16 protein-coding genes and 1 rRNA gene are annotated in these 22,900 nt (G+C 66.4%); 5 read left to right on the forward strand and 12 right to left on the reverse strand.

Annotated features, from left to right (window positions below):
- Positions 1-105: 105 nt before the first annotated feature.
- Complete coding sequence (locus A9971_RS06805; protein ID WP_183001521.1) at positions 106-936, forward strand: helix-turn-helix transcriptional regulator; 831 nt, start codon at positions 106-108, stop codon at positions 934-936.
- A gap of 4 nt (positions 937-940) precedes the next feature.
- Here A9971_RS06805 and A9971_RS06810 read toward each other — a convergent pair whose 3' ends face one another.
- Genes A9971_RS06810 through A9971_RS06820 form a run of 3 tightly spaced genes read right to left on the reverse strand, consistent with a single transcriptional unit; the run spans position 941 to position 5,116 of the window.
- Positions 941-2,530 (reverse strand): DHA2 family efflux MFS transporter permease subunit, encoded by a 1,590-nt coding sequence (locus A9971_RS06810; protein WP_093410209.1) that lies wholly within the window; start codon positions 2,528-2,530, stop codon positions 941-943.
- A complete protein-coding gene (locus A9971_RS06815; RefSeq protein WP_015636447.1) occupies positions 2,523-3,632 on the reverse strand; it encodes an HlyD family secretion protein in 1,110 nt (369 codons plus the stop codon). Before A9971_RS06815 ends, A9971_RS06810 begins: the two co-directional genes overlap by 8 nt.
- Positions 3,629-5,116: an efflux transporter outer membrane subunit gene (locus A9971_RS06820; protein WP_183001522.1), complete on the reverse strand. Its 1,488-nt coding sequence runs from the start codon at positions 5,114-5,116 to the stop codon at positions 3,629-3,631. Before A9971_RS06820 ends, A9971_RS06815 begins: the two co-directional genes overlap by 4 nt.
- 236 nt (positions 5,117-5,352) lie before the next feature.
- On the opposite strand from A9971_RS06820, the gene A9971_RS06825 reads away from it, so the two are divergent.
- The 3 genes from A9971_RS06825 to A9971_RS06835 all read left to right on the forward strand — a co-directional run bounded on the left by A9971_RS06825 (position 5,353) and on the right by A9971_RS06835 (position 9,726).
- Complete coding sequence (locus A9971_RS06825) at positions 5,353-5,931, forward strand: DUF4337 domain-containing protein (RefSeq protein WP_047288088.1); 579 nt, start codon at positions 5,353-5,355, stop codon at positions 5,929-5,931.
- Positions 5,932-6,131: 200 nt separating this feature from the next.
- On the forward strand, positions 6,132-7,622 hold the full coding sequence (locus A9971_RS06830) for an aldehyde dehydrogenase (protein WP_015636451.1): 1,491 nt from the start codon (positions 6,132-6,134) through the stop codon (positions 7,620-7,622).
- 184 nt (positions 7,623-7,806) lie between these two features.
- Positions 7,807-9,726, forward strand: coding sequence for an amidohydrolase (locus A9971_RS06835; protein ID WP_183001523.1), 1,920 nt, complete (start codon positions 7,807-7,809; stop codon positions 9,724-9,726).
- Positions 9,727-9,869: 143 nt separating this feature from the next.
- On the opposite strand, the gene A9971_RS06840 is transcribed toward A9971_RS06835, so the two are convergent.
- From A9971_RS06840 to A9971_RS06870, 7 genes are all read right to left on the reverse strand, one after another.
- On the reverse strand, positions 9,870-11,189 hold the full coding sequence (locus A9971_RS06840; protein WP_183001524.1) for an NAD(P)/FAD-dependent oxidoreductase: 1,320 nt from the start codon (positions 11,187-11,189) through the stop codon (positions 9,870-9,872).
- On the reverse strand, positions 11,174-11,857 hold the full coding sequence (locus A9971_RS06845; RefSeq protein WP_019094087.1) for a S8 family serine peptidase: 684 nt from the start codon (positions 11,855-11,857) through the stop codon (positions 11,174-11,176). Before A9971_RS06845 ends, A9971_RS06840 begins: the two co-directional genes overlap by 16 nt.
- Complete coding sequence (locus tag A9971_RS06850; protein WP_183001525.1) at positions 11,847-13,565, reverse strand: ABC transporter ATP-binding protein; 1,719 nt, start codon at positions 13,563-13,565, stop codon at positions 11,847-11,849. Before A9971_RS06850 ends, A9971_RS06845 begins: the two co-directional genes overlap by 11 nt.
- The gene (locus tag A9971_RS06855; protein ID WP_053152959.1) at positions 13,565-15,469 is read right to left on the reverse strand and encodes a sigma-54-dependent Fis family transcriptional regulator; all 1,905 of its coding nucleotides are present in this window, start codon (positions 15,467-15,469) and stop codon (positions 13,565-13,567) included. Before A9971_RS06855 ends, A9971_RS06850 begins: the two co-directional genes overlap by 1 nt.
- A 367-nt stretch (positions 15,470-15,836) precedes the next feature.
- Positions 15,837-16,862 carry a histone deacetylase family protein gene (locus A9971_RS06860; RefSeq protein ID WP_015636457.1) on the reverse strand — a complete coding sequence of 342 codons (1,026 nt, stop codon included), beginning with the start codon at positions 16,860-16,862 and terminating at the stop codon, positions 15,837-15,839.
- Between the two features lie 10 nt (positions 16,863-16,872).
- A complete protein-coding gene (locus A9971_RS06865) occupies positions 16,873-18,102 on the reverse strand; it encodes a Zn-dependent hydrolase (RefSeq protein ID WP_123472824.1) in 1,230 nt (409 codons plus the stop codon).
- A 19-nt stretch (positions 18,103-18,121) separates the two neighbouring features.
- On the reverse strand, positions 18,122-19,435 hold the full coding sequence (locus A9971_RS06870) for an MFS transporter (protein ID WP_183001526.1): 1,314 nt from the start codon (positions 19,433-19,435) through the stop codon (positions 18,122-18,124).
- Positions 19,436-19,613: 178 nt separating this feature from the next.
- On the opposite strand from A9971_RS06870, the gene A9971_RS06875 reads away from it, so the two are divergent.
- Entirely contained in the window at positions 19,614-20,579 is a 966-nt protein-coding gene (locus tag A9971_RS06875; protein ID WP_183001527.1) for a LysR family transcriptional regulator, read from the forward strand.
- A gap of 1 nt (position 20,580) precedes the next feature.
- Here A9971_RS06875 and mrdA read toward each other — a convergent pair whose 3' ends face one another.
- Together mrdA and rrf are read right to left on the reverse strand one after the other, a co-directional pair.
- On the reverse strand, positions 20,581-22,473 hold the full coding sequence (gene mrdA, locus A9971_RS06880) for a penicillin-binding protein 2 (RefSeq protein WP_183001528.1): 1,893 nt from the start codon (positions 22,471-22,473) through the stop codon (positions 20,581-20,583).
- 221 nt (positions 22,474-22,694) lie between these two features.
- A 5S ribosomal RNA gene (gene rrf / locus A9971_RS06885) occupies positions 22,695-22,810 on the reverse strand.
- Positions 22,811-22,900 lie beyond the last annotated feature (90 nt).

The following is a 22,900-nucleotide window of genomic DNA, read 5'->3' on the forward strand; positions in this document are numbered from 1 at the left end:
GGGGGTTCATGGGCGGTTGCAACCGTCGGCGGGCAAGGAGTGATCTGTAGTCTAGGTAGCGATCTTCTGAATGTAATGCGCTAAACACCCTTTGATTATCGCAAAATGGACATTTCCACCTATGATAAGCGCCCCATGATCCCTTCCGGGGCGGAGGCGCTGCGCTGCATGTCCGATCTGCTTGTTGTCTCGTCCATCGACTGCCTGTCCATGCCGGTTACCAGCATCGCCGTGGATTACCCCAACGGCCATGAAATACCTGCCCACAGCCATCCACGCTCGCAGCTGGCCTATGCCATCGAGGGCGTGCTGGTGATCGACACCGAGTCCGGCCGCTGGGTGGTGCCGCCCAGCCGCGGGGTGTGGTTGCAGGCCGGCGTCGAGCACCGGGTACGCATGCGCGGCGCGGTGCGCATGCGCAGCCTGTTCATCAATGTCGATGCCATTGCCGGCCTGCCCGAGCATGACTGCGTGATCGAGGTCTCGCCGTTGCTGCGCGAGCTGATCCTGGCCGCCGCCCAGGTCGGCACGCACTATTCGCCGGACAGCCGCGACGGCCGCCTGATGCGCCTGATCCTCGATGAGATGCGCTCGCTGCCGGTGCTGCCGTTCAGCCTGCCCTGGCCCCATGAGCCGCGCATGCTGCGGGTGTGCCAGGCGCTGGCGGACGACCCTTCGGACAACCGCACGGCCGAACAATGGGGCGACTGCCTGGCCATGAGCGCCAAGACCTTCCATCGCCAGTTCCAGCGCCACACCGGCATCACCTTTGGCCGTTGGCGCCAGCAGGCGCGGTTGCTGATGTCCCTGGAGTGCCTGGCCGAAGGCATGCCGGTGGTGCAAGTGGCGCTGCAGCACGGCTACGACAGCCAGAGCGCCTTCGCCGCCGCCTTCAAGCGCCAGTTCGGCACGCCGCCTTCGGAGTTCTACCGCTGAGGGCTCAGGCCCGGCGCAGCAGCACACCGGCCACCACGCACAACAGCATGGCCAGCCCCGCCAGCAAGAAGGCATCGCTGTAGGCCAGCAGCAGGGCGTCGCGGTGCAGCACCTTGTCCACCATGCCCAGGGCTTGCTGGCGCAGGGGCGCCAGCGCCGCCGAATGCAGGGCCGTTGCGTACTCCACCGGTGCCTGGGCCAGCAGGCGCACCAGTTCCACCAGGCGCTCCTCGGTGGCCTGGGCGAACAGGCTGACGGATTCGCCAATGCGCTGGGCGTGGAGTTTCTCGCGCTCCACCACGATCTGGCTGGACAGCGCGATACCGATGGCCCCGCCGACGTTACGCACCATGGAGAACAGTCCGGAGGCCGAGCCCACCTGGTCCTTTTCCAGCCCCTGGATCGCCATCACCCCCAGCGCCACCACCACCAGCGACTGGCCGATACCACGCACCACCAGCGAGGGCACGATGACGTTCACCGAGGCATCGGGGTTGAGGTGGATGTTCATCAGGCAGCCGATGCCAGTGATGGCGAACCCGGCAATGATGATGGTGCGGGCGCTGGTCCAGCGCATCAGCCGCGGGGTGGCGAACGACATGACGAACTGGATCAGGCCGTAGGGAATCATCATCAGGCCGATCTGCCGGGCGTTGTAGCCGTGGATCTGGGCAAAGTAGTTGGGCACCAGGAACACCACGCCGAACACCACCGCACCGAAGGTGAATTGCATCAGGCTGGCAATGCCGAAGTTGTAGCGCCCCAAGAGGCGCAGGTTGATCAACGGCTGCTCGCGACGCAGTTCGATGGCCACGAAGGCCAGCAGGCCGACCGTGGCCAGGATCGCGCAATGGCTGATGAAGCTTGAGGCGAACCAGTCGTAACGGCCACCCTCCTCCAGCATGATCTGCAACGCCGAGAGGCCCACGGCCATGCTGGCGATGCCGCCCCAGTCACCCTGGCGCAGTTTTGCCAGGACCATGGGCTGGGGCCGCACCGACCAGCCGATGGCCGCCAGCAGCAACAGCCCCGGCGGCACTTGCAGGTAGAAGATCCAGCGCCACGAATAGGCATCGGTGAGCCAGCCGCCCAGGGACGGTCCCGCGGCCTGGGCGACATTGTTGGCCACGGCGAACAGGGCCATGCCCATGGGATGCCGGGCCGCCGGCAGCTCGGTGACAATCAGCTGGAACGACAGGGGAATCAGCACCCCGCCAAAGGCCCCTTGCAGCACCCGGGCGAAGATCAGGCTGTGGATGTTCGGCGCCAGGGAACAGGCGATCGAAAACAGCACGAAACCGGCGGTGCCGACCATCAGCACCCGGCGCATGGAAAACACCGAAACCAGCCAGCCGGTCATGGGAATGATGATGATCTCCGCCACCAGGTAGGCGGTGGTGATCCACGACCCCTCCTCGAAAGTCGCCCCCAGGGAGCCACGCACGTCCGGCAGGGAAGCGTTGGTCACGTGCACGTTCATCCCGGCCATGAAGCAGCCCACCACGCTGCCCAGCACCGCCACCCAGGTGCGCAGGGAGATTGCCTGTGCGGCGGCCTCGCCGGTGCCTTCCGATACGGCCTGGGCACTAGTCATGACGGGTGTCCACGGTCACCACCACCGACATCCCGGGGCGCAGCTGCGCCTGTCGCGGCTGCCCCGGATCGAGGCGGATGCGCACCGGCATGCGCTGCACGATCTTGGTGAAGTTGCCGGTGGCGTTGTCCGCCGGCAGCAGGGCGAATTCGGCGCCGGAAGCCGGGGCGAAACTCTCCACCCGTCCCTCCAGTACATGGCCGCCCAAGGCGTCGACCTCGACCCGCGCCGCTTGCCCGGGGCGCATGCCGTCGACCTGGGTTTCCTTGTAGTTGGCCACCACATAGGCGTCCTCAGGCACCACCGCCAACAGCGGCGCACCGACTTCGACGTACTGCCCCAGGCGCAGGCGCCGCTGGCCGGCGATACCGTCCACCGGGCTGCGGATCAAGGTGCGAGCCAGATCGATGCGGGCCAGTTGCCGCTGGGCCGTGACCCGGGCCACGCCCGCTTCGAGCTTGTCCAGTTGCGCCCGAGCGCTTTGCTGTTCGGTATCGAGCACCTGTACCTGTTGGCGCCGCGCGGCCAGGCTGGCGCGGGCCGCGCCCAGGGCGGCATCGGCCTGACGGGCCAGGGCGGCGGCGTTTTCCAGTTGCTGCACGCTGCTGACTTGCTGGCTGGCCAGGTGTTGCTGCCGCCGCCCTTCCTGGCCGGCCCGTTGTGCCTCGGCCTCGGCGGCGCCGACCCGGGCCTGGGCTTCGGCGATCAGGCTCTGCTGCTGTTGCTGGCGGGCGGCCAGATTGGCCAGCCGCGCCTGCCCGGCACGCTGTTCGGCCTGGGCCTCGCGCAGCGCCGCTTCCGCCTGTTCGACCCGAGCCCGGTAGTCGCTGTCGTCGATCCGCGCCAGCAGGTCGCCAGCCTTGAGCGGCTGGTTGTCCCGGACCTCGACCGCCACCAGGTAGCCGGCGACCCGGGGCGCGATGGTGACGATGTCCGAGCGCAGGTAGGCATCGTCGGTCTCCACCAGGAAACGCCCGTTGAACCACCAGCGCAGGCCCCAGGCGAGAACCAGCAGCAACACCAGCGCCAGCCCGGCATAACCGAGTAAGCGACGGCGGGTGACGGCTTGCGCCGGGAAAGCGGGAACAGGGGTCTGGGTCATTGCAAAGGCTCGTTGGGGGTTCGCGGGAAAGGGTTGGCCGCAGCCCGGCTCGGCTGCGGCAGGACAATCGGCGGCGCGCTGCGCCAGCCGCCGCCCAGGGCCTTGAACACCAGCACCTGGGTATCGATGACGGCGGCATCGGCCTGCGCTGCCGCGGCCCGGGTACGTACATCGGTGCGCTGGGCATCGAGGTAATCCAGGGCCGTGGAGGCACCGGCGGCCCTGGCTAGCCCGGCCAGGCGCAAGGCCTGGTGGTCACGTTCGGCTGCCAGGTGCAGGGCTTGCTGGCGCTGCAACGCGGCCTGGTAGTCGCTCAGGGCCTGTTGCTGCTCCTTCAGGGCCGCCAGGATGCTGCGGTCGAAATCCGCCAGCGCCGCGCTTTCTCCGGCGCTGGCCTGGGCGATGCGGGCGCGGGCGGCATTGAGGTTGGGCAAGCTCCAGGACAACAGCGGCCCCAGTTGCCAGACCGACGCGTCGCGGTCATCGAAACCTGCGGGGTGGTGCGCCGACGTGAAGACCCCGGCCCCCAGGCTGACCCTTGGATAGAGGTCGGCCCGGGCCACGCCGATGCGCGCCGTGGCCGCCGCCAGCCGGCGCTCGGCCTGGCTCACGTCGGGGCGCCGACGCAACATGGCCAGGGCATCGCTCTGGGGCATGGGCGACCCCAGGGTCGGGGCCTGGCGACAAGCCTGGGCCGCCGCCGGTGCATCACCCGGGGGGCGCCCCAGCAAGACGGCCAGTTCGGCCAGGGCCCGTTGCCGTCCGGCCTGCAGCGGCGGCAGGCTGGCCTGCACCTGGCCCACCAGGCCTTCGGCGCGCACCACATCCAGGGTCACCGCGGCGCCGGCCCGATACAGCCGGGCGCTCAGGGTGCGGCCCTGCTCCACCAGCGCCAGGGACTCGCCCGCCACCTGCAGGCGCTGGCCGTAGCTGCAAGCCTGCAACCAGGCGCGGGTGGTTTCTGCGGCCACCACCACCCGCAGGCCATCTTCGGCGGCCCGGGCCGCCTCGGCATCGGCCCGGGCGGCATCGGCCAGGCCGTGCAGGCGGCCGAACAGGTCGGCCTCCCACTGCACATCCAGGCCGACCCCATAGCGGCTGCCGGTGCGGATGTGCTGGCTGTCCTGCAAGGCGGCTTCCAGCTGGTCGTCGGCGGTACTGCCGTAGCCGGCGCGGGCCGTCACCTGGGTGGAAGGCTGGCGCAGGGTATCGGTTTCGCGCAGCAGCGCCCGGGCTTGCAGCAGGTTGGCCGCGGCCATCCGCAAGTCGCGGTTCTGGCTCAGGGCTTCCTGTACCGCGGCATTGAGCCCAGGGTCACGGTAGAGCTGCCACCACTGGTCGAGCCCCTGCTCGGCCATTGCGTCCGGGTGGCTCACGGGCAGGGGCACAGTGCTGCCGGGCGGCCGTTCCGGCCCCAGGGTGCAACCGGCCAACAGGGCGCACAGGGCGCACAGGGCCCATGCAGGCCTCGGGTAAATGGGCATGGGAAGTACTCACGGATTCGAAGCGCCTACTTTAGAAAGGCCAGCTGGCGACCGTCTAACGAGAACTTCTTTTCGATTATCGCGAAATGGTCAACCTTGATCCCAAGCGCGGCCCTTCCGGCCTGCGCCCACAGCCCCAGGCTGTCGGCCAGCTGAACGAACTCACACTGGCCCTGCTGGCGCCAGTGGCCATGGATACAATTTGAAACACCCCCTACCCAGCCGATCGGATCGCCATGACCGAAGAATTCGATGTGCCCAGCCCCCACGAAAAGCACCTGGAACACGTGAGCGAACATGCCCACGCGCGCAGTGACCGCTTCGCCAGCAAGATCGCGGTGATGACGGCGATCATGGCCACCCTGGGAGCACTCCTGAGCTATCAGGCCGGCTCCTCGGAAAGCCTGGCGGCGATGGACAAGAACAATGCCGCGATGAAAAAGACCGAAGCCGCCAACCAGTGGAGCTACTACCAGGCCAAATCCAGCCGGCAGAACCTGGCGGAGCTGGCGACCCACATTCCCGGAGTCGATGCCGCGCACTACGGCATCGAAGCCCAGCGCTACCAGAAGGAAAAGGAAGCGGTGCGCCTCAAGGCCGAGGCCCTGGAAGCCGAGGCCCGGGACTGGGACGAACAATCGGAAGCCGCGCTGCACCAGCACCATCGCTGGGCCCAGGCGATGATGGCGATCCAGATCGCCATTTCGATGGCGGCCATCACCCTGCTGACCCGCAAGGAATGGCTGAAGAAGCTCGCCTACGGCGCGGCCGGCGGCAGCGTGCTACTGGGCACCCTGGCCTGGCTGCACATCTAGAGCACCCTGCCGGCCCCCGGAACCTGCCAGCCGATGCGTCTCTTGAATCTCACCGGGCTGTCGCAGTTTGCGAAAAACTGCCGCCGCGCAAGCCCCGGTGCTGCGCCCCAGGCCCCGCCATAGCGGGGCCGCGGCGCCTGGGTGGAACTGGCACAGCCATTGCGAAAGCCCCTGCCTCACCTACAACAAGAGGCTTCGCCATGGCTATTGCCCCACTGCTCGCCGCTACCACGGCCTTTATCCAGCGCGCCCCGCGCATGCTGATCGGTGCCCACTGGACCGAGGCCGGCGACGGCCAGACCATGCCCCTGCGCAACCCCGCCACCGGCGAACAGCTGTGCCTGGTGCCCCGGGCCACGGTGGACGATGTGGACCGCGCAGTGCTCGCCGCACGCCAGGCCTTCGACGATTCGCCCTGGACCCGCACCCGCCCCCGGGAGCGGCAGAACCTGCTGTGGAAACTCGCCGACCTGATGCAGCGCGACGCCGAACTGCTGGCCCAGCTGGAATGCCTGAACAACGGCAAGAGCGCCGCCGTGGCCCAGGCCATGGACGTGCAACTGTCCATCGATTTCTTGCGCTACATGGCCGGCTGGGCGACCAAGATCGAGGGTTCAAGCGTCGAGGTCTCGCTGCCCCTGATGCCTGACGATCAGTTCCACAGCTTCATCCGCCGCGAAGCCGTGGGCGTGGTCGGCGCCATCGTCGCCTGGAACTTCCCGCTGCTGCTGGCCTGCTGGAAACTCGGCCCGGCCCTGGCCACCGGTTGCACCCTGGTGCTCAAGCCCGCCGATGAAACGCCACTCAGCGCCCTGAAACTGGCCGAGCTGGTGCAGGAAGCCGGCTACCCCGACGGCGTGTTCAACGTAGTCACCGGCACCGGCATCACCGCCGGCAGCGCCCTGACCCGCAACCCCCTGGTGGACAAGCTGACCTTCACCGGCTCCACCGCCGTGGGCAAGGAAATCGGCAAGATCGCCATGGACTCCATGACCCGGGTAACCCTGGAACTGGGGGGCAAGTCGCCAACCATCGTCATGGCCGACGCCGATCTGGCCAGCGCCGCGGCCGGGGCTGCCAGCGCGATCTTCTTCAACCAGGGCCAGGTGTGCTGCGCCGGTTCCCGGCTGTATGTGCAGCGCAAGCATTTCGACAAGGTGGTAGCCGACATCGCCGGCATCGCCAATGCCATGAAGCTGGGCAATGGCCTGGACGCCAGCGTCGAGATGGGCCCGCTGATTTCCGCGCGCCAGCAGGAGCGGGTCTATCGCTACATCGAGATGGGCCGCGAAAGCGGCGCCACCATCGCCTGCGGCGGCGAACAGTTCGGCCCGGGGTATTTCGTCAAGCCGACGGTGATAGTGGATGTGGACCAGAAGCATTCGCTGGTGCAGGAAGAGATCTTCGGCCCGGTGCTGGTGGCCATTCCTTTCGACGATGAGGCCGACGCCCTGCGCATGGCCAACGACAGCCCCTACGGCCTGGGCGCGAGCATCTGGTCCAACGACCTGGCGGCGGTGCACCGGATGATTCCGCGGATCAAGTCCGGTTCGGTGTGGGTCAACTGCCACAGTGCCCTGGACCCGGCACTGCCGTTTGGCGGCTACAAGATGTCCGGGCTTGGCCGGGAAATGGGCCACGCGGCCATCGAGCACTACACCGAGTTGAAATCAGTGCTGATCAAGCTCTGATCCGCCCCGCGCCAACCGCCCCACCCGGGGCGCCGGAGGTGGTCCGGCGCCCCCCGACGACCGCCCTGTTCGCCGTGCAAAGCACTGCTACGCTCAGCCCGAGCCGGCTGGCCACCTCGTTTGAAGAGCCTGGGCTCATCCCCCCACAACGCCTCATCACCACCGAAAACCCGAGGAAAGCATCATGGGATCAAATGGAAATGATCACGATTACATCCAGTGCGGCTGCCACAACCCCGTCTGGGAAGCCTTGAAAGACACCCTCGACCCCGCCAGCTATATCGCCAGCCACCCCAACGCAGCACAGGGCCCGGCCAGGGACGCGAACGGCGAGTCCCTGGTGTTTCATGACGGCATCATCTACCCCTTGCGCGACGGCAACATGGATGAGCGGGTCGAAGCCCTGGGCATCCATGCCGGCGACGTGGTCGCCGCGGGCACCCTGGCCGCCGTCGAAGCCCGCATGCAGGCCCTGGGCATCGACTACAAGAAGCAGTCGCTGCACGGCAAGACCCTGCTGCCCGGCCTGGTCGAACCCCACGCCCACATCGTGCAGAGCTGCGCCATGGATGGCTGGCTGAACCTGGGCGCCATCGAGCCCGACGACGGCGATAGCCAGCAGGCGCCAGAGAAAAACAGCCAGCGCCTGCGGCCGCTCTATACCTGGGGCTGGCTGAAGGAAACCATCCAGAACAACCTCCCCGACGACAGCACGAGCTGGGTCCTCGGGCACCTGGTCGATCCGGCGCTGATGCCGTTCAAGGTGGTGCCGGGCGGCCTGAACCAACTCATGACCCTGCAATGTGGCGACACGCCCGAAGAGGGCTACCTGGACACCATCGAGGCCAAGCGGCCGATGCTGCTGATCAGTGCCTCCATGCACACCGCCTACATGAACACGGCGGCCCGGGATCTGGTGCATGAAAGAACCGGGGTCATGGTGGAGAACGGCGTGCTGCAGGAAACCCAGATAGTGGCCGGGATCCTGTCGATTCCCGCCAGGCAGAAGCTTGCAATGCTGAAGATCTTCGAGCGCCTGGACACCTTCTTCGCCACCGCGGCCAGCCGCGGGATCACCCTGCTGTACGACGCGATGATGGACCCCTTGTCGAAGCTGGTATTGAACGCCTACTTCCTGTCCCACCCCAGAACGCTGCGGATCGGCTACGCCGCCGCCTGCAACAACTCGCTCGAAGCCCTCAAGCTGCTGCCGGACTATCGGCCGGCCACGCGGGAAGAGGCCAGGCACATGTATCAGAGCTCGATCAAGGTGATCTCGGACGGGTCCAACCAGGGGTTGACCGGCTATCAGGTCGCGCCCTACTGCTGCGAGACCGCCCGCCCGGTGGGCAACTTCAATCTGTGCGACGAGGGCGAGGACACCCCGAAAACACTCCCGGTCAAATACCAGGAATTTATCCACGCGGCGGTGAAAAAAGGCTGGCCGCTGATGATCCATGCCAACGGCGACCTGGCCATCGAATTCACTCTGCAGGCCTATGACCTGGCCCTGCAGGGCCAGAGCGGCCTGGACAAGCGCCATCGCATCGAACACTGCTCGCTGCTGAGCAAAAGCACCCTGGAAACCATGCAGCGCCTGGGCCTGTCACCGAGCTTTTTGATTGGCCATGTCGGCTACTGGGGCTACGCCTTCGATAAAGCCATTTTCGAAAAGAAGGCACACAACATGCTCGACCTCTGCAAGTCGGCCCTGGACCACGAGCTGCGGATTTCCCTGCACAGCGACTATTCCGTGACCCCACTGGGCCCCCTGCGTTCGATGGAGCAGGCGGTGACCCGCAAGATGGAAGGCATCCGCAATCATGACAACCAGTTCGTCCATGACCCGCGCCTGCAACCCATCCTCAATGAGGGCCAGTGCCTGACCCGCAAGCAGGCGCTGAAAGCCATCACCTACGACGCTGCCTGGCAGTGCCATGCCGAGGCCTGGACCGGCTCCCTGCAGGACCAGAACTTCGCCGACTTCGTGATCCTCGAGCAGGACCCACTGGACGAGAAGTTCCCGGCCACCCGGATTCGCGACATCAAGGTCTGCGAAACCTGGAAAGGCGGCCAGCGGGTGTACCTCAACCCCCGTAGCTGACTGCGGCCAGTGCAAGCCCGGGGGCTGCGCCAGCTCCCGGTGCCCCCTGTAGGAGCCGGCTTGCCGGCGAAAAAGACCGCAGGTTCACTCCGGTGGATGGCCGCTGCGCGGTTCGCGAGCAAGCTCGCTCCTACGATCCCCGTTCAGGGGCGGTAGCCTTGGGCCAGCAACCAGCTGCGTATCAGCCGATTCTGGTCCGGGCTCAGTTGCGCCAGGGCCTGGGCCGCCCCCTGGCTGCGCAAACGGCGCAACAGCGGCGCCAGTTCCACGCCCTGTACATGCCAGATGCCCAGGGGCTGGTCCGGGGTGATCACCACTTCGGCTTCATCCACCAGGCCGTCGCGCAGCACCGGGGCGCGCTCGATGCGCAAGGCCGAAAAGTCCACGGCACGGTGCGCCGGCTGGCAATCCGGCCACTGCCGGCGGGCCTGCCAGAACGGCTGCTCGGGCCAGCGTTGCTCGTCGGCGTAGAAGTCCCGGCCGATGCGCGCAAAACGCAGGAACAACTGTTCCACCCGCTGCCCGTGAAAACGCTGCGCCAGCGCTGCACGTTGCGGCTGCTGCAGCAAGGTGTTGATCACCGCCGGGGCCTGCAACGCCGAGGACAGGGATTGGAAAATGCCGTTGCCGGATAAAGGGTCCACGGCCATGGCCGCATCGCCGACCCGCAGCCAGTTCGCGCCACAGGCCTGGGGGTTGAGGATCGCCGTGCTGCTGCGGGCATGCAGGTGCAATTGCTGCTCCTGGCCACCGGCAAAGAATTCCCGGGCCATGGCCGAGCCCAGGCGGCGCTGGCGACAGTACTCCAGCAACTGCGCCTTGCCCGGCAGCCCGGCGCTCTCCACATCCAGGGTCAGCTGCCAGTAGCACTGGCCGTCCTCACGCCGGGCCATCCAGGCCCAGCCGTCCTCCAGGCTGTGCACCGCGCTGGCGGCGCTGCCGCCAGGGCCCTGCCAGCGGTTGAGCAGGCTGACGGTTTCCGGGCCGCGCAGGCCCTTGCCGCCCCCCTGGCGCAAGGCTTTGTCCAGCACCGGCGCCTGCCGGCCACGGGCCTCCACCAGGAACTCGCCGCGCACCTCGCCCTGCCCTTGCACCTGGACCCGATGCCCGGCCTCGCTGGACTGCACCCCCAGCACCCGGCCCTCGATCAGCTTGACCTGCACTTCGCGCAAGGCCTCCCGCAGGCCGCGGTCGAAGGCCGGGCGATCCAGCAGGTATTCGATATTCTGCGCATGTTCTGCACCGTTCCATGCCACCTGCCGCTGGGACGGTTGCAGGGCCTGGGCCAGCGCCTGTTCCAGGCCGGCACCGCGCAAGGCTTCAAGCACCCGCAGCGAGACCCCTTCCAGGGCCGGAAAGCGTCGCCAGTCGCTGACCAGGGTCACCGGGTAGCCGAGGCGGCGCAGCCCCAGGGCCACTGCGGCCCCGGCCGGCCCCGCGCCGAGGATCAGGATGGTGTGCATGGCTGTTGCCGGCGTTCCGGCCCCTGGTAGTGGGCGTTGTCCTGCAGCCACTGCCGGACCTGGGCCTTGTCGGCTTGCGGGTGGGCACCCAGGTAGGCCGCGATATGCCCGCTCAGGGCCGCGCACCCCAGGCTGGCGCCGGATTGCCCCGGGCTGCTGCCGCGCACGCAGGCGGCGAAATCAGCCTGGGCGGTGTTCAGCCATGACCACTGCTGCGCGCTGCATCGCGCATCGCCGGTGACGCGCAGCACCCCGGGGTAACTGGCCGGAAACACCGCCTCGCCCTGGGCCGGGCTGGATGCGCACAACAGCACCCCGCGGGCCTCGGCCGCGGCACAGGCCTGGCGCAGCAGGTCGCGATCCTGGCGCAGGCCCAGGCTCAGGTTGATCAGGCGCACGTCCTGCGCAAGCAACCAGTGCAGCGCGGCGCTGACTTGCGCGGCGCTGGTGACTGCGCGCCGGTCGAACACCTGGGCCACATAGACCTGCGCCGTCGGCGCGCGCTGGCCGATGGCCTCGATGATCGCGCTGCCATGGCCCAGGGCGTCTTCCTGCAAGGGGCCCTGGCCTATCCCTTCGGGCTGCAGGAAGAAGCGTCGTCCGCCCGCCACCCGCTGATGGGCGGCATGGCCGCTGTCGATCACGCCGATGCGCAGCTCAGGCTTCATGGGCCACCTCCAGCGCATGCAGTACGCCATCGCGCAATTCGAAGCGCAGTTCGGCATCGGCCAGGGTCGAGGGTCGGTGGCTGATGAGGATCCGCGTGCGCCCGGCGAACAGGTGGTCGATGGCCTCGATCACCTCGCGCTCGGTGGCCTCGTCCACCGCCGAAGTGGCTTCGTCCAGCACCAGGATCATCGGGTCCTGGAGCAGGGCCCGGGCAATGGCGATGCGTTGTTTCTGCCCGCCGGACAATTGCTGGCCGCGCTCCCCCAGGGGGCTGTCCAGGCCTTCGGGCAGGGACTCGATCAGCCCTTGCAACTGCGCCAGCCGCGCCACCTCGGCCACGGCTTCGCGGCTGGCATCGGGCACGCTGTAGGCCAGGTTGTCCGCCAGGCTGCCGCGAAACAGCACGATATCCTGGCTGACCACCGCCACCCGCCGGCGCAACTGCGCCAGGTCCAGCTGGCGCAGGTCGACGCCGCCCAGCAGCACCTGCCCGGACTGCGGGTCGTGATGGCGCTGCAACAGGTCGATGAGCGTGCTTTTGCCTGCGCCCGAGGTGCCGCTGAGGGCCACTTTGCGGCCGTAGGGAATACGCGCCTCGATGCCCTGCAGGGTCGAGGCGCGGCCCGGGTGGCAAAAGTGCACTGCGTGAAAATGCAGCTCGCCCTGCTCCGGCACCGGCAGCGGCGCCTCGGGGTTGCTGATGCCCGGTTCCTCGCCACGCAGCTCCATGACCCGGCCCAGGCTCACGGTCATGCGCTGGATCGCCACATACAGGCCCAACAGGCTCTGCACCGGGCCCACCGCCATGCCCAGGTAGGTGGAAAAGGCAATCAGCGCCCCCAGTTGCCAGGTGCCCTGTACCACCCAGTAGCCGCCGATCAGGAAGGCGCAGGCCCGGGACAACGAGGTCAGGGTACCGGGCACCGCCTGGGTGAAGAACTCGGTGACTTGCAGTTTCAGCAGCTGTTGCAGGTAGCCCTGGCCAAGGCCATCCAGGCGCCGGGCCTCGCGCTGCTGCTGGCCGGCGCTCTGGATGAACTTCATCACCGGCAGGGTTTCCACCATGAACGAGGACATGTCCGCCGAACGCTCGCGCAACTGGCGCACATCGCGCTCCACCTTGCGCCGCATCCAGCGCAGCCAGAGCACATCCAGGGGGATCAGCACCAGGGCCAGCAGCGACAGTTGCCAGGACAGGGTCAGGAGCATGGCCAGCGCCACCACCAGGCCGATCACGCTGGACACGGCGGAGAACAATGAGTCCACGGCAAAGCGCTGGATCTCCGCCACATCGCCATCCAGGCGCGACATCAGGTCGCCGATCCGCCGCTGGCCGTAGAAGCTCGGCGACAGGCGCTGCAGATGCCGATAGAGGTCGTCGCGCAGGGCGAACAGGATGCGCCCGGACAAGCGCGTGTGCAGGTAGCGGTTGACCCCGGAGAGCACGGTGCCCAGCAGCCCGGCACCGATCATCAGCGCGGCGATCAGCACCAGCCGCGGGAAGTCCCGGGCCAGCAGGCCGTCGTCGATCAGCAGCTTGGTCAGCCAGGGCTGCACCAGCACCAGCAGGGAGGCGCACACCGACAGCCCCAGCAGGCCGCCGATGGCCAGCCGATGGGGCCGCACGAAACTGTAGAGCCAGCCCAGGGCGGCACTCAGGGCCTGGGGGTCGCGGCTGTCCACCAGCCGGGTGATCAGGCGCCGCATCAGGCACGCAACTGTTTGAGCTTGCGGTACAGGGTCGCGCGGCTGATGCCCAGGGCGTCCGCTGCCGCCGAGACATTGCCCTGGTGGTTGTCCAGGGCACTGCGGATCAGCTCCAGCTCATTCTCGCGGATGCTCCCGGTCTGCGGTCGGGCACTGGCATTGAGGTCGTCGAGCATGCTGTCGGGCAGGTGCTCCAGGCCGATGTGGCACTCACCGTCTTCGCGCAGGGCCAGGGCGGTGCGCAGGACCATCTCCAGCTGGCGGATATTGCCCGGCCAGTGGTAGTCCGCCAGCAGCCGACGCAGCTCATCGCTGAGGCTCACCTGGGCGCCACCGAGCTTGGCCAGCAAGCTGTCCACCAGGGGCTGCAGGTCTTCGCGTTCGCGCAGGGCCGGCAACAGCACGCTGATGCCGTTGACCCGGTAGAACAGGTCTTCGCGAAAAGCCTTGTCCTGCACCTGCTGCTTGAGGTCGCGGTGGGTGGCGCAGATCAGGGCGATGTCGATGTCCTGTTCTTCGCCGGCCCCCAGGGGCGCCACCTTGCGGTCCTGCAGCACGCGCAGCAGGCGGGCTTGCAGGGCCAGTGGCATGTCGCCGATCTCATCGAGGAACAGGGTGCCACCGTGGGCCTGTTGCAGGCGCCCGATCATGCCGCCACGACGCGAGCCGGTGAAGGCGCCTTCGCGATAGCCGAACAGTTCCGACTCGATCAGGCCTTCGGGGATCGCCGCGCAGTTGACCGCGACAAAGGGTTTCTCGGCGCGGCTGCCGGCGCGGTGCAGGGCCCGAGCCAGGACTTCCTTGCCGGTGCCGGTTTCGCCCAGTAGCAACACCGGCAGGTCATTGGCCAGGCCCTGACGGGCCATGCGCAAGGTGCGGGCGTAACGGCTGTTGCCCCCGGCCAGGGCTTCCAGGTCCTGGGGCATGGCTGCGGCTTTCGGAGCGCTGCGTGGCGCGCGGTGCAGGTTGAGCGCTGGCTGCGGCGCCCGCAGGGCCTTGTAGAACAGCTCGCCCTTGGCGGTTTGCAGGCTACCCACGGCGCCCTGTTGCAGGCGTGCGAGCAGTTGCAGGCCATCGACCCCGAGGAACTCTTCGCAGCGCCGGCCCACCAGGGCTGCGCGCGAGGTGTTGAGCAACTGGCAGGCCTGGCCGCTGACCGCGAGGATCTGCCCGCCCAGGCTCAGGGCCAGCAGCCCCTGCCACGGTGATTCGAGGTATTGCCGGCGGCTGTGGAAGGCCAGGACGATCTGCTCCGGGTAGGTGGCATGGAACACCCGGGCTTCGATCTGGCTGACCGCCATGGCCAGCAGCGCGGTGCTGTCCTGGGCCCGGCCCAGGGGACCTTCGCGGGTCAGGTCGAGCACGCCCAGAATCTCGCCCTGGGGGCACTGGATGGGCACCGAGGTGCAAGAGAAATGGCTGAGACGGTCCAGGTAGTGCTCGCCGCAGTCGATCAGGGTCGGCCGGGCCTCCACCAGGGCCGTGCCCAGGGCGTTGGTGCCGCGGGTGGCTTCGCTCCAGCAGGCGCCAAGGGTGATGTCCTGCACGCCGCTGTCCTTGAGACGGTCGGCGCGGCCTTCGATGGCCAGGATGGTGGCGTCGGCATTGGCCAGGATGATCATCCCGTCCTTGCCCTGATGCTGGCTCAGGTAGTCGATGGCCGGGATCGCCGCGTCCAGCAACAGGCGGTTGCTGGCCAGCAGCACTTCGAGGCTGGCGCTGGATTCCAGGGTCAGTTGGTGCTGGCTGCCAAAGTGCACGCCATGGCTGAGGCTGCGCCGCCATGAGGCATCGATTTCCGCACGCAGAACCCCGTCGGGGATCTGGCCTTCCAGGTGCAGCCGTTCCCGGGCCAGCCGGGCTTCGTGTTGCTGCTCACCCTTTATTGTTTTTATAAGAGTCATCAAGCGCTCCGAATCGGTCCGCCCGCTGCATCCCGCTCCACTCCCTTGGATTGCGCGAAGCACGCAAGCCGTGGTCAATGTCTACACCGGGTTCAGGGGGCAGTAAAGGGGCTTTGCCCGAATCATCGGGCAGCCCTGAATTGCTTACCCTGTCATTGGAGATCAAGCAAAACCTGCGCCAGTGGTACGGGCGCCCGAGCATCTTGACGTTAACGTAAAGCAAATGGCAAGTACCGCACGCCCCTCCCGTTGGCACTGGCCTGCCAGCGAAGAAGGCCCCGAGACGAGCGCAGGACTTGAGACCCCTTAGCCGGCAGGCCGGCTCCTAAGACGAATGCATGCCAGCTTGTGCAGGAGCTGGTGGTGCCTACAGGGCCCAGGCGCCAGAGTCTGCGAAGAAGGCGCGGGCGTTGTCTTCCAGGCTTTCCAGGTGATAGCCGCCTTCCTGGACGATCAGGCACGGCAGGCCCAGGCTGCGGATTCGCTGGCCAAGGATGGCGAAGCCGTCCCGGGTCACTGCCACCTTGCTCTGCGGGTCGAGTTCATAGATATCGAACCCCAAAGACAGCACCAGCACCTCGGCATCGAACGCCTTCACCGCCACCAGGGCCTGTTCCAGACGGGCGAGGAAATCCCCTTCGCTGGCGCCATGGGCCATCGGCAGGTTGAGGTTGTAGCCCTCCCCCGCCCCGGCGCCACGCTCCTCGGCGAACCCGGCCACCCCCGGGTAGAAGTTGGTCGGGTCGCCGTGCACCGAGACATACAGCACATCGGCGCGCTCGTAGAAGATTTCCTGGATGCCCTGGCCGTGGTGCATGTCGGTGTCCAGCACCGCCACCCGGGCGTATTTGTCCCGCAGGACCTGGGCGGCGATCGCCGCATTGTTCAGGTAGCAGAAGCCCCCGGCCGCCTCGGACCGGGCGTGGTGGCCCGGCGGGCGGCACAAGGCGTAGGCCGCCGGCTCACCGTCGAGCAACGCCTGGGCCCCGGCGACGGCACTTTGCGCCGACCAGTAGGCTGCACGCCAAGTCGACTCACCCACCGGGCAACTACCGTCGGCCAGGTAGCACGCGGCCTGGGCCAGGACCCCGCGCAGGGCATTGGGCTCACGCACGAAGATGTTGGACATCACCTCATCACCCCAGTCTTCGGGGATGTCCTTCCAGCCCTGGTGCGCATCCTGCAGGAACGCCAAGTACGGCGCGCCGTGTACCGCCAGCAACGGTGCCATCCCGGCATCCCGTGGCTGCTCGACGGCAAAACCCAGGGAGTGTGCGGCCTGCACCAGGCGCTGGGCGCGCTCCGGCACCTCCTGGGGTATGCGCATCTGGCCGCGCGAGTAGTAGCTGCGTGGATGGTGGAGCAACTGTTCGGGGTGGAAAAAACTGCGCATGACCTTCTCCTTATTCAACCTGGCCGGCACGGGCCAGCACGGCGTTAAGCAATACATCGGCGCCCTGGCGCACGTCCTCGGGCAACACGTCTTCGGCTTCGTTGTGGCTCAGGCCACCGACACAGGGAATGAACACCATGGCCGTCGGGCAATAGCGGGCCAGCAAGATGGCGTCGTGGCCGGCGCCGCTGACGATGGACTGCTGAGGGTAGCCCAGGCCATCCACCGCCTGCTGCACCGCCGCCACGCACTCGGCATCAAATGGCGTGGCCGGGCTGACCCAGTGCCGGCTGATACTGACCTTGAGCCCGCGCTGGCCGGCGATGGCCTGCAGGCGTTCCTCGACCTGCTGCTCCATGGCGGCGATCTGCCGATCCTGGTGGTGGCGCAGGTCGACGGTGAAGCTCAACAGGCCGGGAATGGTATTGCGCGACGACTTGGCGATGCTCAGCTCACCCACGGTAGTCAGACCCTGGGGGGCAAAATCCGCTGCCAACTGCTCCACTGCAAGAATCATCTGCGCCGCGCCGTACAGCGCATCCTTGCGTAGCGGCATCGGCGTGGTACCGGCGTGGGCCGCCAGGCCTTCGACCTGCACATTGAGCCAGCAGATGGCCTGGCCGCCGCTGACCACGCCGATGCTCTTGGCGTTATCTTCAAGGATCGGGCCCTGTTCGATATGGGCTTCGAAGTAGGCATCCACCGCTGCGCCCAGGGGCCGGCTGCCGGCATAACCGGTGCGCTGCAGGGCCTGGGCGACGCTAATGCCATCGGCGTCACGCACCGCCAGGGCGGCGTCCAGGGCCATGACCCCGGTGAACACCGCCGAGCCGAACATCGCCGGGGTGAAACGCGCGCCCTCCTCGTTGGTCCAGACCGCCACTTCCAGGGGTTTGCGGGTCTGGATCCCGAGGTCATTGAGCGTGCGTACTACTTCCAATCCGGCCAGCACACCGTAGACCCCATCAAAGCGCCCGCCTTCGGGCTGGGTGTCCAGGTGGCTGCCCATCATCACCGGGGCAGCGTCCGGGTCGCTACCTGGGCGCCGGGCAAACAGGTTGCCAATGGGGTCGACACTCAGGCTCATGCCGGCCTCGGTGCACCAGTGGGCAAACAGTTCGCGACCGGCCCGGTCTTCATCGCTCAAGGCCAGGCGGCAGCTGCCGCCACGGGCCGTGGCACCGATTTCGGCCATGGCCATCAGGCTCGCCCAGAGGCGCTGGCCATTGATTTTCAACATCATCAGATTCTCCAGACAATCAGGCGTGGGATGCCATTTCCAGGCGATGGGCGTGAGCGTGCCGGCGTGCCAGGGCTAGCACGCAGATCAGCGAAACGGCAGCGATCAGGCTGTAGAACACCGCCATCGGCCACCATTGGCCAATAAACCGATGGGCCAGCCAGGTGCCGATCAGCGGGGTCAGGCCGCCGGCCAGGGCACCGCAGACCTGATAGGCCAGGGAGATCGCGGTGTAGCGCACCCGGGTCTCGAACATGCCGCTGACGTAACCGGCGATCACCGCATAGAAGGAAGCCATGCACACCACCGCCAGGGCGATGCCGAGGATCATCAGCGGCGCCTGCCCGGAACTCACCAGCACGAACATCGGATAGGGCGAGGCCATGGCCAACAGCGACACCAGGCAGAGAAAGCGCGTGGCGCCGATTTTCTCGGCGGTCCAGGCCGCCAGGGGCTGGATGCAGAACTGGATGATCGCCACCACGAACAGGCATTCGAGAATCAGCGAACGGGGAATCTCCAGTTGCTGGGTGGTGTAGGCAATCATGAAGGTGTTGGTGAAATACACCCCGGCGATTCCCAGGGTATTGGCGCCGATGCACAGCAGCAGCGGGCGCCAGGCCGTGCGCAGCACTTCCATCACCGGTGCCTGTTCCTTGCGCACCGATTTGGCCGCCTGCTCGCGGCTGGCGAGAAACTCCGGTGACTCGTTGACCCCCAGGCGAATCGCCAGGCCTACCAGCAGCAGCAACGCACTGGCGAGGAACGGCAGGCGCCAGCCCCAACTCATCAACGCGTCCTCGGGCAGGCGGGTCACGGCGCTGAAGGCCAGTAGCGAGAGGATCAATCCCGCCGGGCTGCCCAATTGGGCGAAGGAGGCGAAGAAGTTGCGCCGGCCCTTGGGCGCATGTTCACCGGCCATCAGCACCGCACCGCCCCACTCGCCTCCCACGGCAATGCCCTGGACGATGCGCAGCAGGATCAACAGCACCGGGGCCAGGGCGCCGATCTGTGCATAAGTCGGCAGCAAGCCGATGCAGACCGTGACCACGCCCATCATCAGCAGGGTGATGACCAGGGATTTCTTGCGGCCGATGCGGTCGCCGATATGGCCAAAGATGATGCCCCCCAAAGGTCGGGCGAAGAAGCCCACGGCAAAGGTGCCGAAGGCGGCCATGGTGCTGAACAGCTTGTCGTCGGAGGGGAAGAACAAGGCACCGAACACCAGCGCCGCGGCGGTGGCGTAGATGTAGAAGTCGTACCATTCGATCATGGTGCCGATAAAGGCGGCGGCCGCAGCCCGGCGAGGCTGAGGCGAAGCGGAAGGCTTCATGGTTGGCTCCCTTGATTATTTTTTTGGCAGGAGGAAGGGTCGGGCGCAGGGGCTTCTGCTGGCACCTGTCTGGGGTGGATTTATCCGTTCCGGGGGATAATTAGTCAATTTTCTATTGGTTATCTCGATTATTATCCTGGCTTATTATTCAGCTACCGCCCGCACCAGAGCCCCTGCCATGTCCGACCGCGATGCCCGCCGCCTGCTCAACGACCGCCTCGACTGGAACCTGTTGCGCACCTTTCGGGTGATTGGCCAGGAGCTGAGCATCAGCCGTGCAGCGGCGCGCCTGCACCTGACCCAGCCGGCGGTCAGCCAGGCCCTCAAGCGCCTGGAAGAACAACTGGGCCGGCAGTTGATCGCCCGGCGCGGCCCACGCTTTGCCCTGACCGAAGTGGGTGAGCAGATCTTCGCACTGGCCGGAGAGATCTACGGCCAGATGTCCCAGGTCAGCAGCATGCTGGAACAGCCCGCCGACGAAGTGATCGGCAAAGTGCGGCTGTTGATCATCAGCCGGATCTTCAGCGAACGCTTCGATGACTTCCTGGCCGACTTCCATCGTCAGCACCCGCGGGTCGATCTGGAGGTGGAAGTGATGCGCAGCTCGGACATCGTCAGCGCCCTGCAGGAAAAGACCGCGACCCTGGGCTTGAGCCTTAACCGCCGGCCACAGCCGCGCCTGGAACAGCGGCTGTTCCTGCGTCAGCGCTATGCGTTTTTCTGCGGCAAGCACCACCCGCTGTTCGGCCGCGGGGATGTGGCCGAGGGCGATCTGCAACGGGAGAACTTCGTCAGTTTCACCAGCGACCAGATCGGCGGCATGCTCTCGCCGCTGACCATCTTTCGCGATCAGCAGGACTTTAGCGGGCGCATCGTCGCCTCCTCGCCGAGCCTGGAGGAAGTACGGCGCCTGGTGATCGCCGGGTTTGGCATCGGCTGCCTGCCGGAGCATGTGGTGGCGGCCGATACCGAAGCCGGGCTGCTGTGGCGCCTGCCGCCACACGAAGGCATTGCCGATGTCGACATTCACCTGCTGTGGAACCGCGAGCAGCGCATGAGCCGGGCCGAGGTACTGTTTCTGCAGAGCATCCAGCACATGCTCAGTCAGCATGAGCCGGTGCCGGGTAGCCTGATGTTGAAATGATTCAGACGTGGGGATCGCCAGGGGCCTTGGCCGGGGCGGCGTACTGCGGCTTGAGGTGGCCGTTCTGGTCCAGTAGCCAGGCGTCCATGATCTGCCGCACCACGGGGCCGGCCACCCGACCACCGGCTTCGCCGTTCTCGATCATCACCGAAATCACGATCTGTGGATGCTCCGCCGGGGCGAAGCCCACGAACAGGGCGTTGTCACGGTTGCGCTCGCGGGTCTTGAGACGGTCATAGCGCTCGCCCTGCTTGATCGCCACCACCTGGGCCGTACCACTCTTGCCGGCGATGCGGTACTGCGCCCCGGCTGCCGCGGCGCGGGCGATACCGCGGGGATCGTGCATCACCATCTGCATGCCGTGGTTGACCTGATCCCAGTCACGGGGATTCTTCAGCAGGATGTTGGGCATCGGATGCTCGTCCACCGGGGCCACGCCGTCGATGGTCTTGGCCAGGTGCGGACGGTTCCACACGCCCTTGTTGGCAATCAGCGCGGTGGCCTGGGCCAGTTGCAGCGGCGTGACTTGCATATAGCCCTGGCCGATGCCGAGGATCACGGTTTCCCCCGGGAACCATGGCTGGCGACGGGTGGCGCGTTTCCAGGCCTGGGAGGGCATCAGGCCGGGAGACTCTTCGAACATGTCCAGAGAGACCTTCTCGCCCAGACCGAACATCGCCATGTAGTCGTGCAGGCGGTCGATGCCGAGCTTGTGCGCCAGGTCATAGAAGTAGGTGTCGTTGGAACGCATGATCGCTGCGTCCATGTCCACCCAGCCATCGCCGCTGTGGTTCCAGTTGCGGTACTTGTGGTCGAAGTCCGGCAGTTGGTAATAGCCCGGATCGAAGACCCGGGTCGAAGCGGTAACCACGCCGCTATCGAGGCCGGCAATCGCCACTTCCGGCTTGATGGTGGAGCCCGGCGCGTAGAGGCCCCGCAGCACTCGGTTGAACAGGGGCCGGTCGATGGAGTCGTGCAGCGCAGCGTATTCCTTGAAGCTGATGCCGGTGACGAACAGGTTGGGGTCGAAACTTGGCTTGCTGACCATGGCCAGGACTTCGCCGGTGGCCGGGTCCAGGGCCACCACGGAACCACGGCGATCGCCCAGGGCCTCCTCAGCGGCTTCCTGGAGCTTGATGTCCAGGCTCAGGACGATGCTCTTCCCGGGGATCGGATCGGTGTGCTTGAGCACTCGCATCACCCGGCCCTGGGCGTTGGTTTCTACTTCCTCATAGCCGACATGACCGTGCAGTTCGGCTTCGTAGAATTTCTCGATGCCGGTCTTGCCAATGGATTGGGTGCCACGGTACGCCACCGAATCCAGGGTCTTGGCTTCTTTCTCGTTGATCCGCCCGACGTAACCGATGGAGTGGGCAAAGTGTGCGCCTAGGGGATAGTGGCGGACGAACTGGGCTTCCACGTCCAGGCCGGGCAACCGGTATTCGTTGACCGCGAGCACGGCGATCTGCTCTTCGGTGAGCTCATAGAACAGGGTCACGGGGACGAAGGGATGACGGGCCTGCTTCATCTCCTTGTCGAACAGCGTGCGGTCTTCCGGGGGCAAGTGCAGCAGATCGACCACGGTGTCCAGTTCGCCCTTGAGGTCGGTGGTGCGCTCGCGGGTGATCGTCAGGTTGAAGCTGGGGCGGTTGTCCGCCAGGACCACGCCGTTGCGATCGTAGATCAGCCCCCGGGTGGGAGTGATCGGCAGCACATGGACGCGGTTGTTCTCGGAAACGGTGGAGTGGTAGTCGAACTCCACCACTTGCAGAAAATACATCCGCGCCACCAGGGCGCAGGTGATGGCCACCACCAATACGGCACAGGCCAGCAGCCGTTTGTTGACCAGGCGGCTTTCTTTCTCGTGGTCCTTGATCGGAATCGCTTCGGGCATTGCTACAGCTTCTCGGTGAATAGAGGTCGACGCTGTTCCGTGCGGATGAACTCAAGTCCTTTAAAAAGAGCCGCACCATACCAAAAACCACCCACGGACTTTGAGGGGATTTCCATCGCGGCTGATCAATGGCGCCTTGGCGGCTACTTGGATAGCGCAAGTTTTTCCACGCGCAAAAACAAAACCCCAACTGCATGCGCAGTTGGGGTTTCGGAATTTAATCTTGACGATGACCTACTCTCACATGGGGAAACCCCACACTACCATCGGCGATGCATCGTTTCACTTCTGAGTTCGGGATGGGATCAGGTGGTTCCAACGCTCTATGGTCGTCAAGAAATTCGGTAGCCAGTCCGTTGCTTGTGCAACGTGCCAGCGAATGGGTATGTAATAGATTTGTGTGTTCGCAAACTTTCGGTTTGTATCG

Origin of the sequence: Pseudomonas sp. UME65, from assembly GCF_014170225.1 — a bacterium.
Classification (GTDB): Bacteria; Pseudomonadota; Gammaproteobacteria; order Pseudomonadales; family Pseudomonadaceae; genus Aquipseudomonas; species Aquipseudomonas protegens.

Bases quoted from the DNA above. Each gene is read 5' to 3' on its own strand.
- A9971_RS06865 (WP_123472824.1), bottom strand. From the start codon at position 18,102: ATGTTGAAAATCAATGGCCAGCGCCTCTGGGCGAGCCTGATGGCCATG.
- A9971_RS06855 (WP_053152959.1), bottom strand. From the start codon at position 15,469: ATGACTCTTATAAAAACAATAAAGGGTGAGCAGCAACACGAAGCCCGG.
- A9971_RS06805 (WP_183001521.1), top strand. From the start codon at position 106: ATGGACATTTCCACCTATGATAAGCGCCCCATGATCCCTTCCGGGGCG.
- A9971_RS06830 (WP_015636451.1), top strand. From the start codon at position 6,132: ATGGCTATTGCCCCACTGCTCGCCGCTACCACGGCCTTTATCCAGCGC.
- A9971_RS06815 (WP_015636447.1), bottom strand. From the start codon at position 3,632: ATGACCCAGACCCCTGTTCCCGCTTTCCCGGCGCAAGCCGTCACCCGC.
- A9971_RS06835 (WP_183001523.1), top strand. From the start codon at position 7,807: ATGGGATCAAATGGAAATGATCACGATTACATCCAGTGCGGCTGCCAC.
- A9971_RS06870 (WP_183001526.1), bottom strand. From the start codon at position 19,435: ATGAAGCCTTCCGCTTCGCCTCAGCCTCGCCGGGCTGCGGCCGCCGCC.
- A9971_RS06850 (WP_183001525.1), bottom strand. From the start codon at position 13,565: ATGCGGCGCCTGATCACCCGGCTGGTGGACAGCCGCGACCCCCAGGCC.
- A9971_RS06860 (WP_015636457.1), bottom strand. From the start codon at position 16,862: ATGCGCAGTTTTTTCCACCCCGAACAGTTGCTCCACCATCCACGCAGC.
- A9971_RS06875 (WP_183001527.1), top strand. From the start codon at position 19,614: ATGTCCGACCGCGATGCCCGCCGCCTGCTCAACGACCGCCTCGACTGG.
- A9971_RS06845 (WP_019094087.1), bottom strand. From the start codon at position 11,857: ATGAAGCCTGAGCTGCGCATCGGCGTGATCGACAGCGGCCATGCCGCC.
- A9971_RS06840 (WP_183001524.1), bottom strand. From the start codon at position 11,189: ATGCACACCATCCTGATCCTCGGCGCGGGGCCGGCCGGGGCCGCAGTG.
- mrdA (WP_183001528.1), bottom strand. From the start codon at position 22,473: ATGCCCGAAGCGATTCCGATCAAGGACCACGAGAAAGAAAGCCGCCTG.
- A9971_RS06810 (WP_093410209.1), bottom strand. From the start codon at position 2,530: ATGACTAGTGCCCAGGCCGTATCGGAAGGCACCGGCGAGGCCGCCGCA.
- A9971_RS06825 (WP_047288088.1), top strand. From the start codon at position 5,353: ATGACCGAAGAATTCGATGTGCCCAGCCCCCACGAAAAGCACCTGGAA.
- A9971_RS06820 (WP_183001522.1), bottom strand. From the start codon at position 5,116: ATGCCCATTTACCCGAGGCCTGCATGGGCCCTGTGCGCCCTGTGCGCC.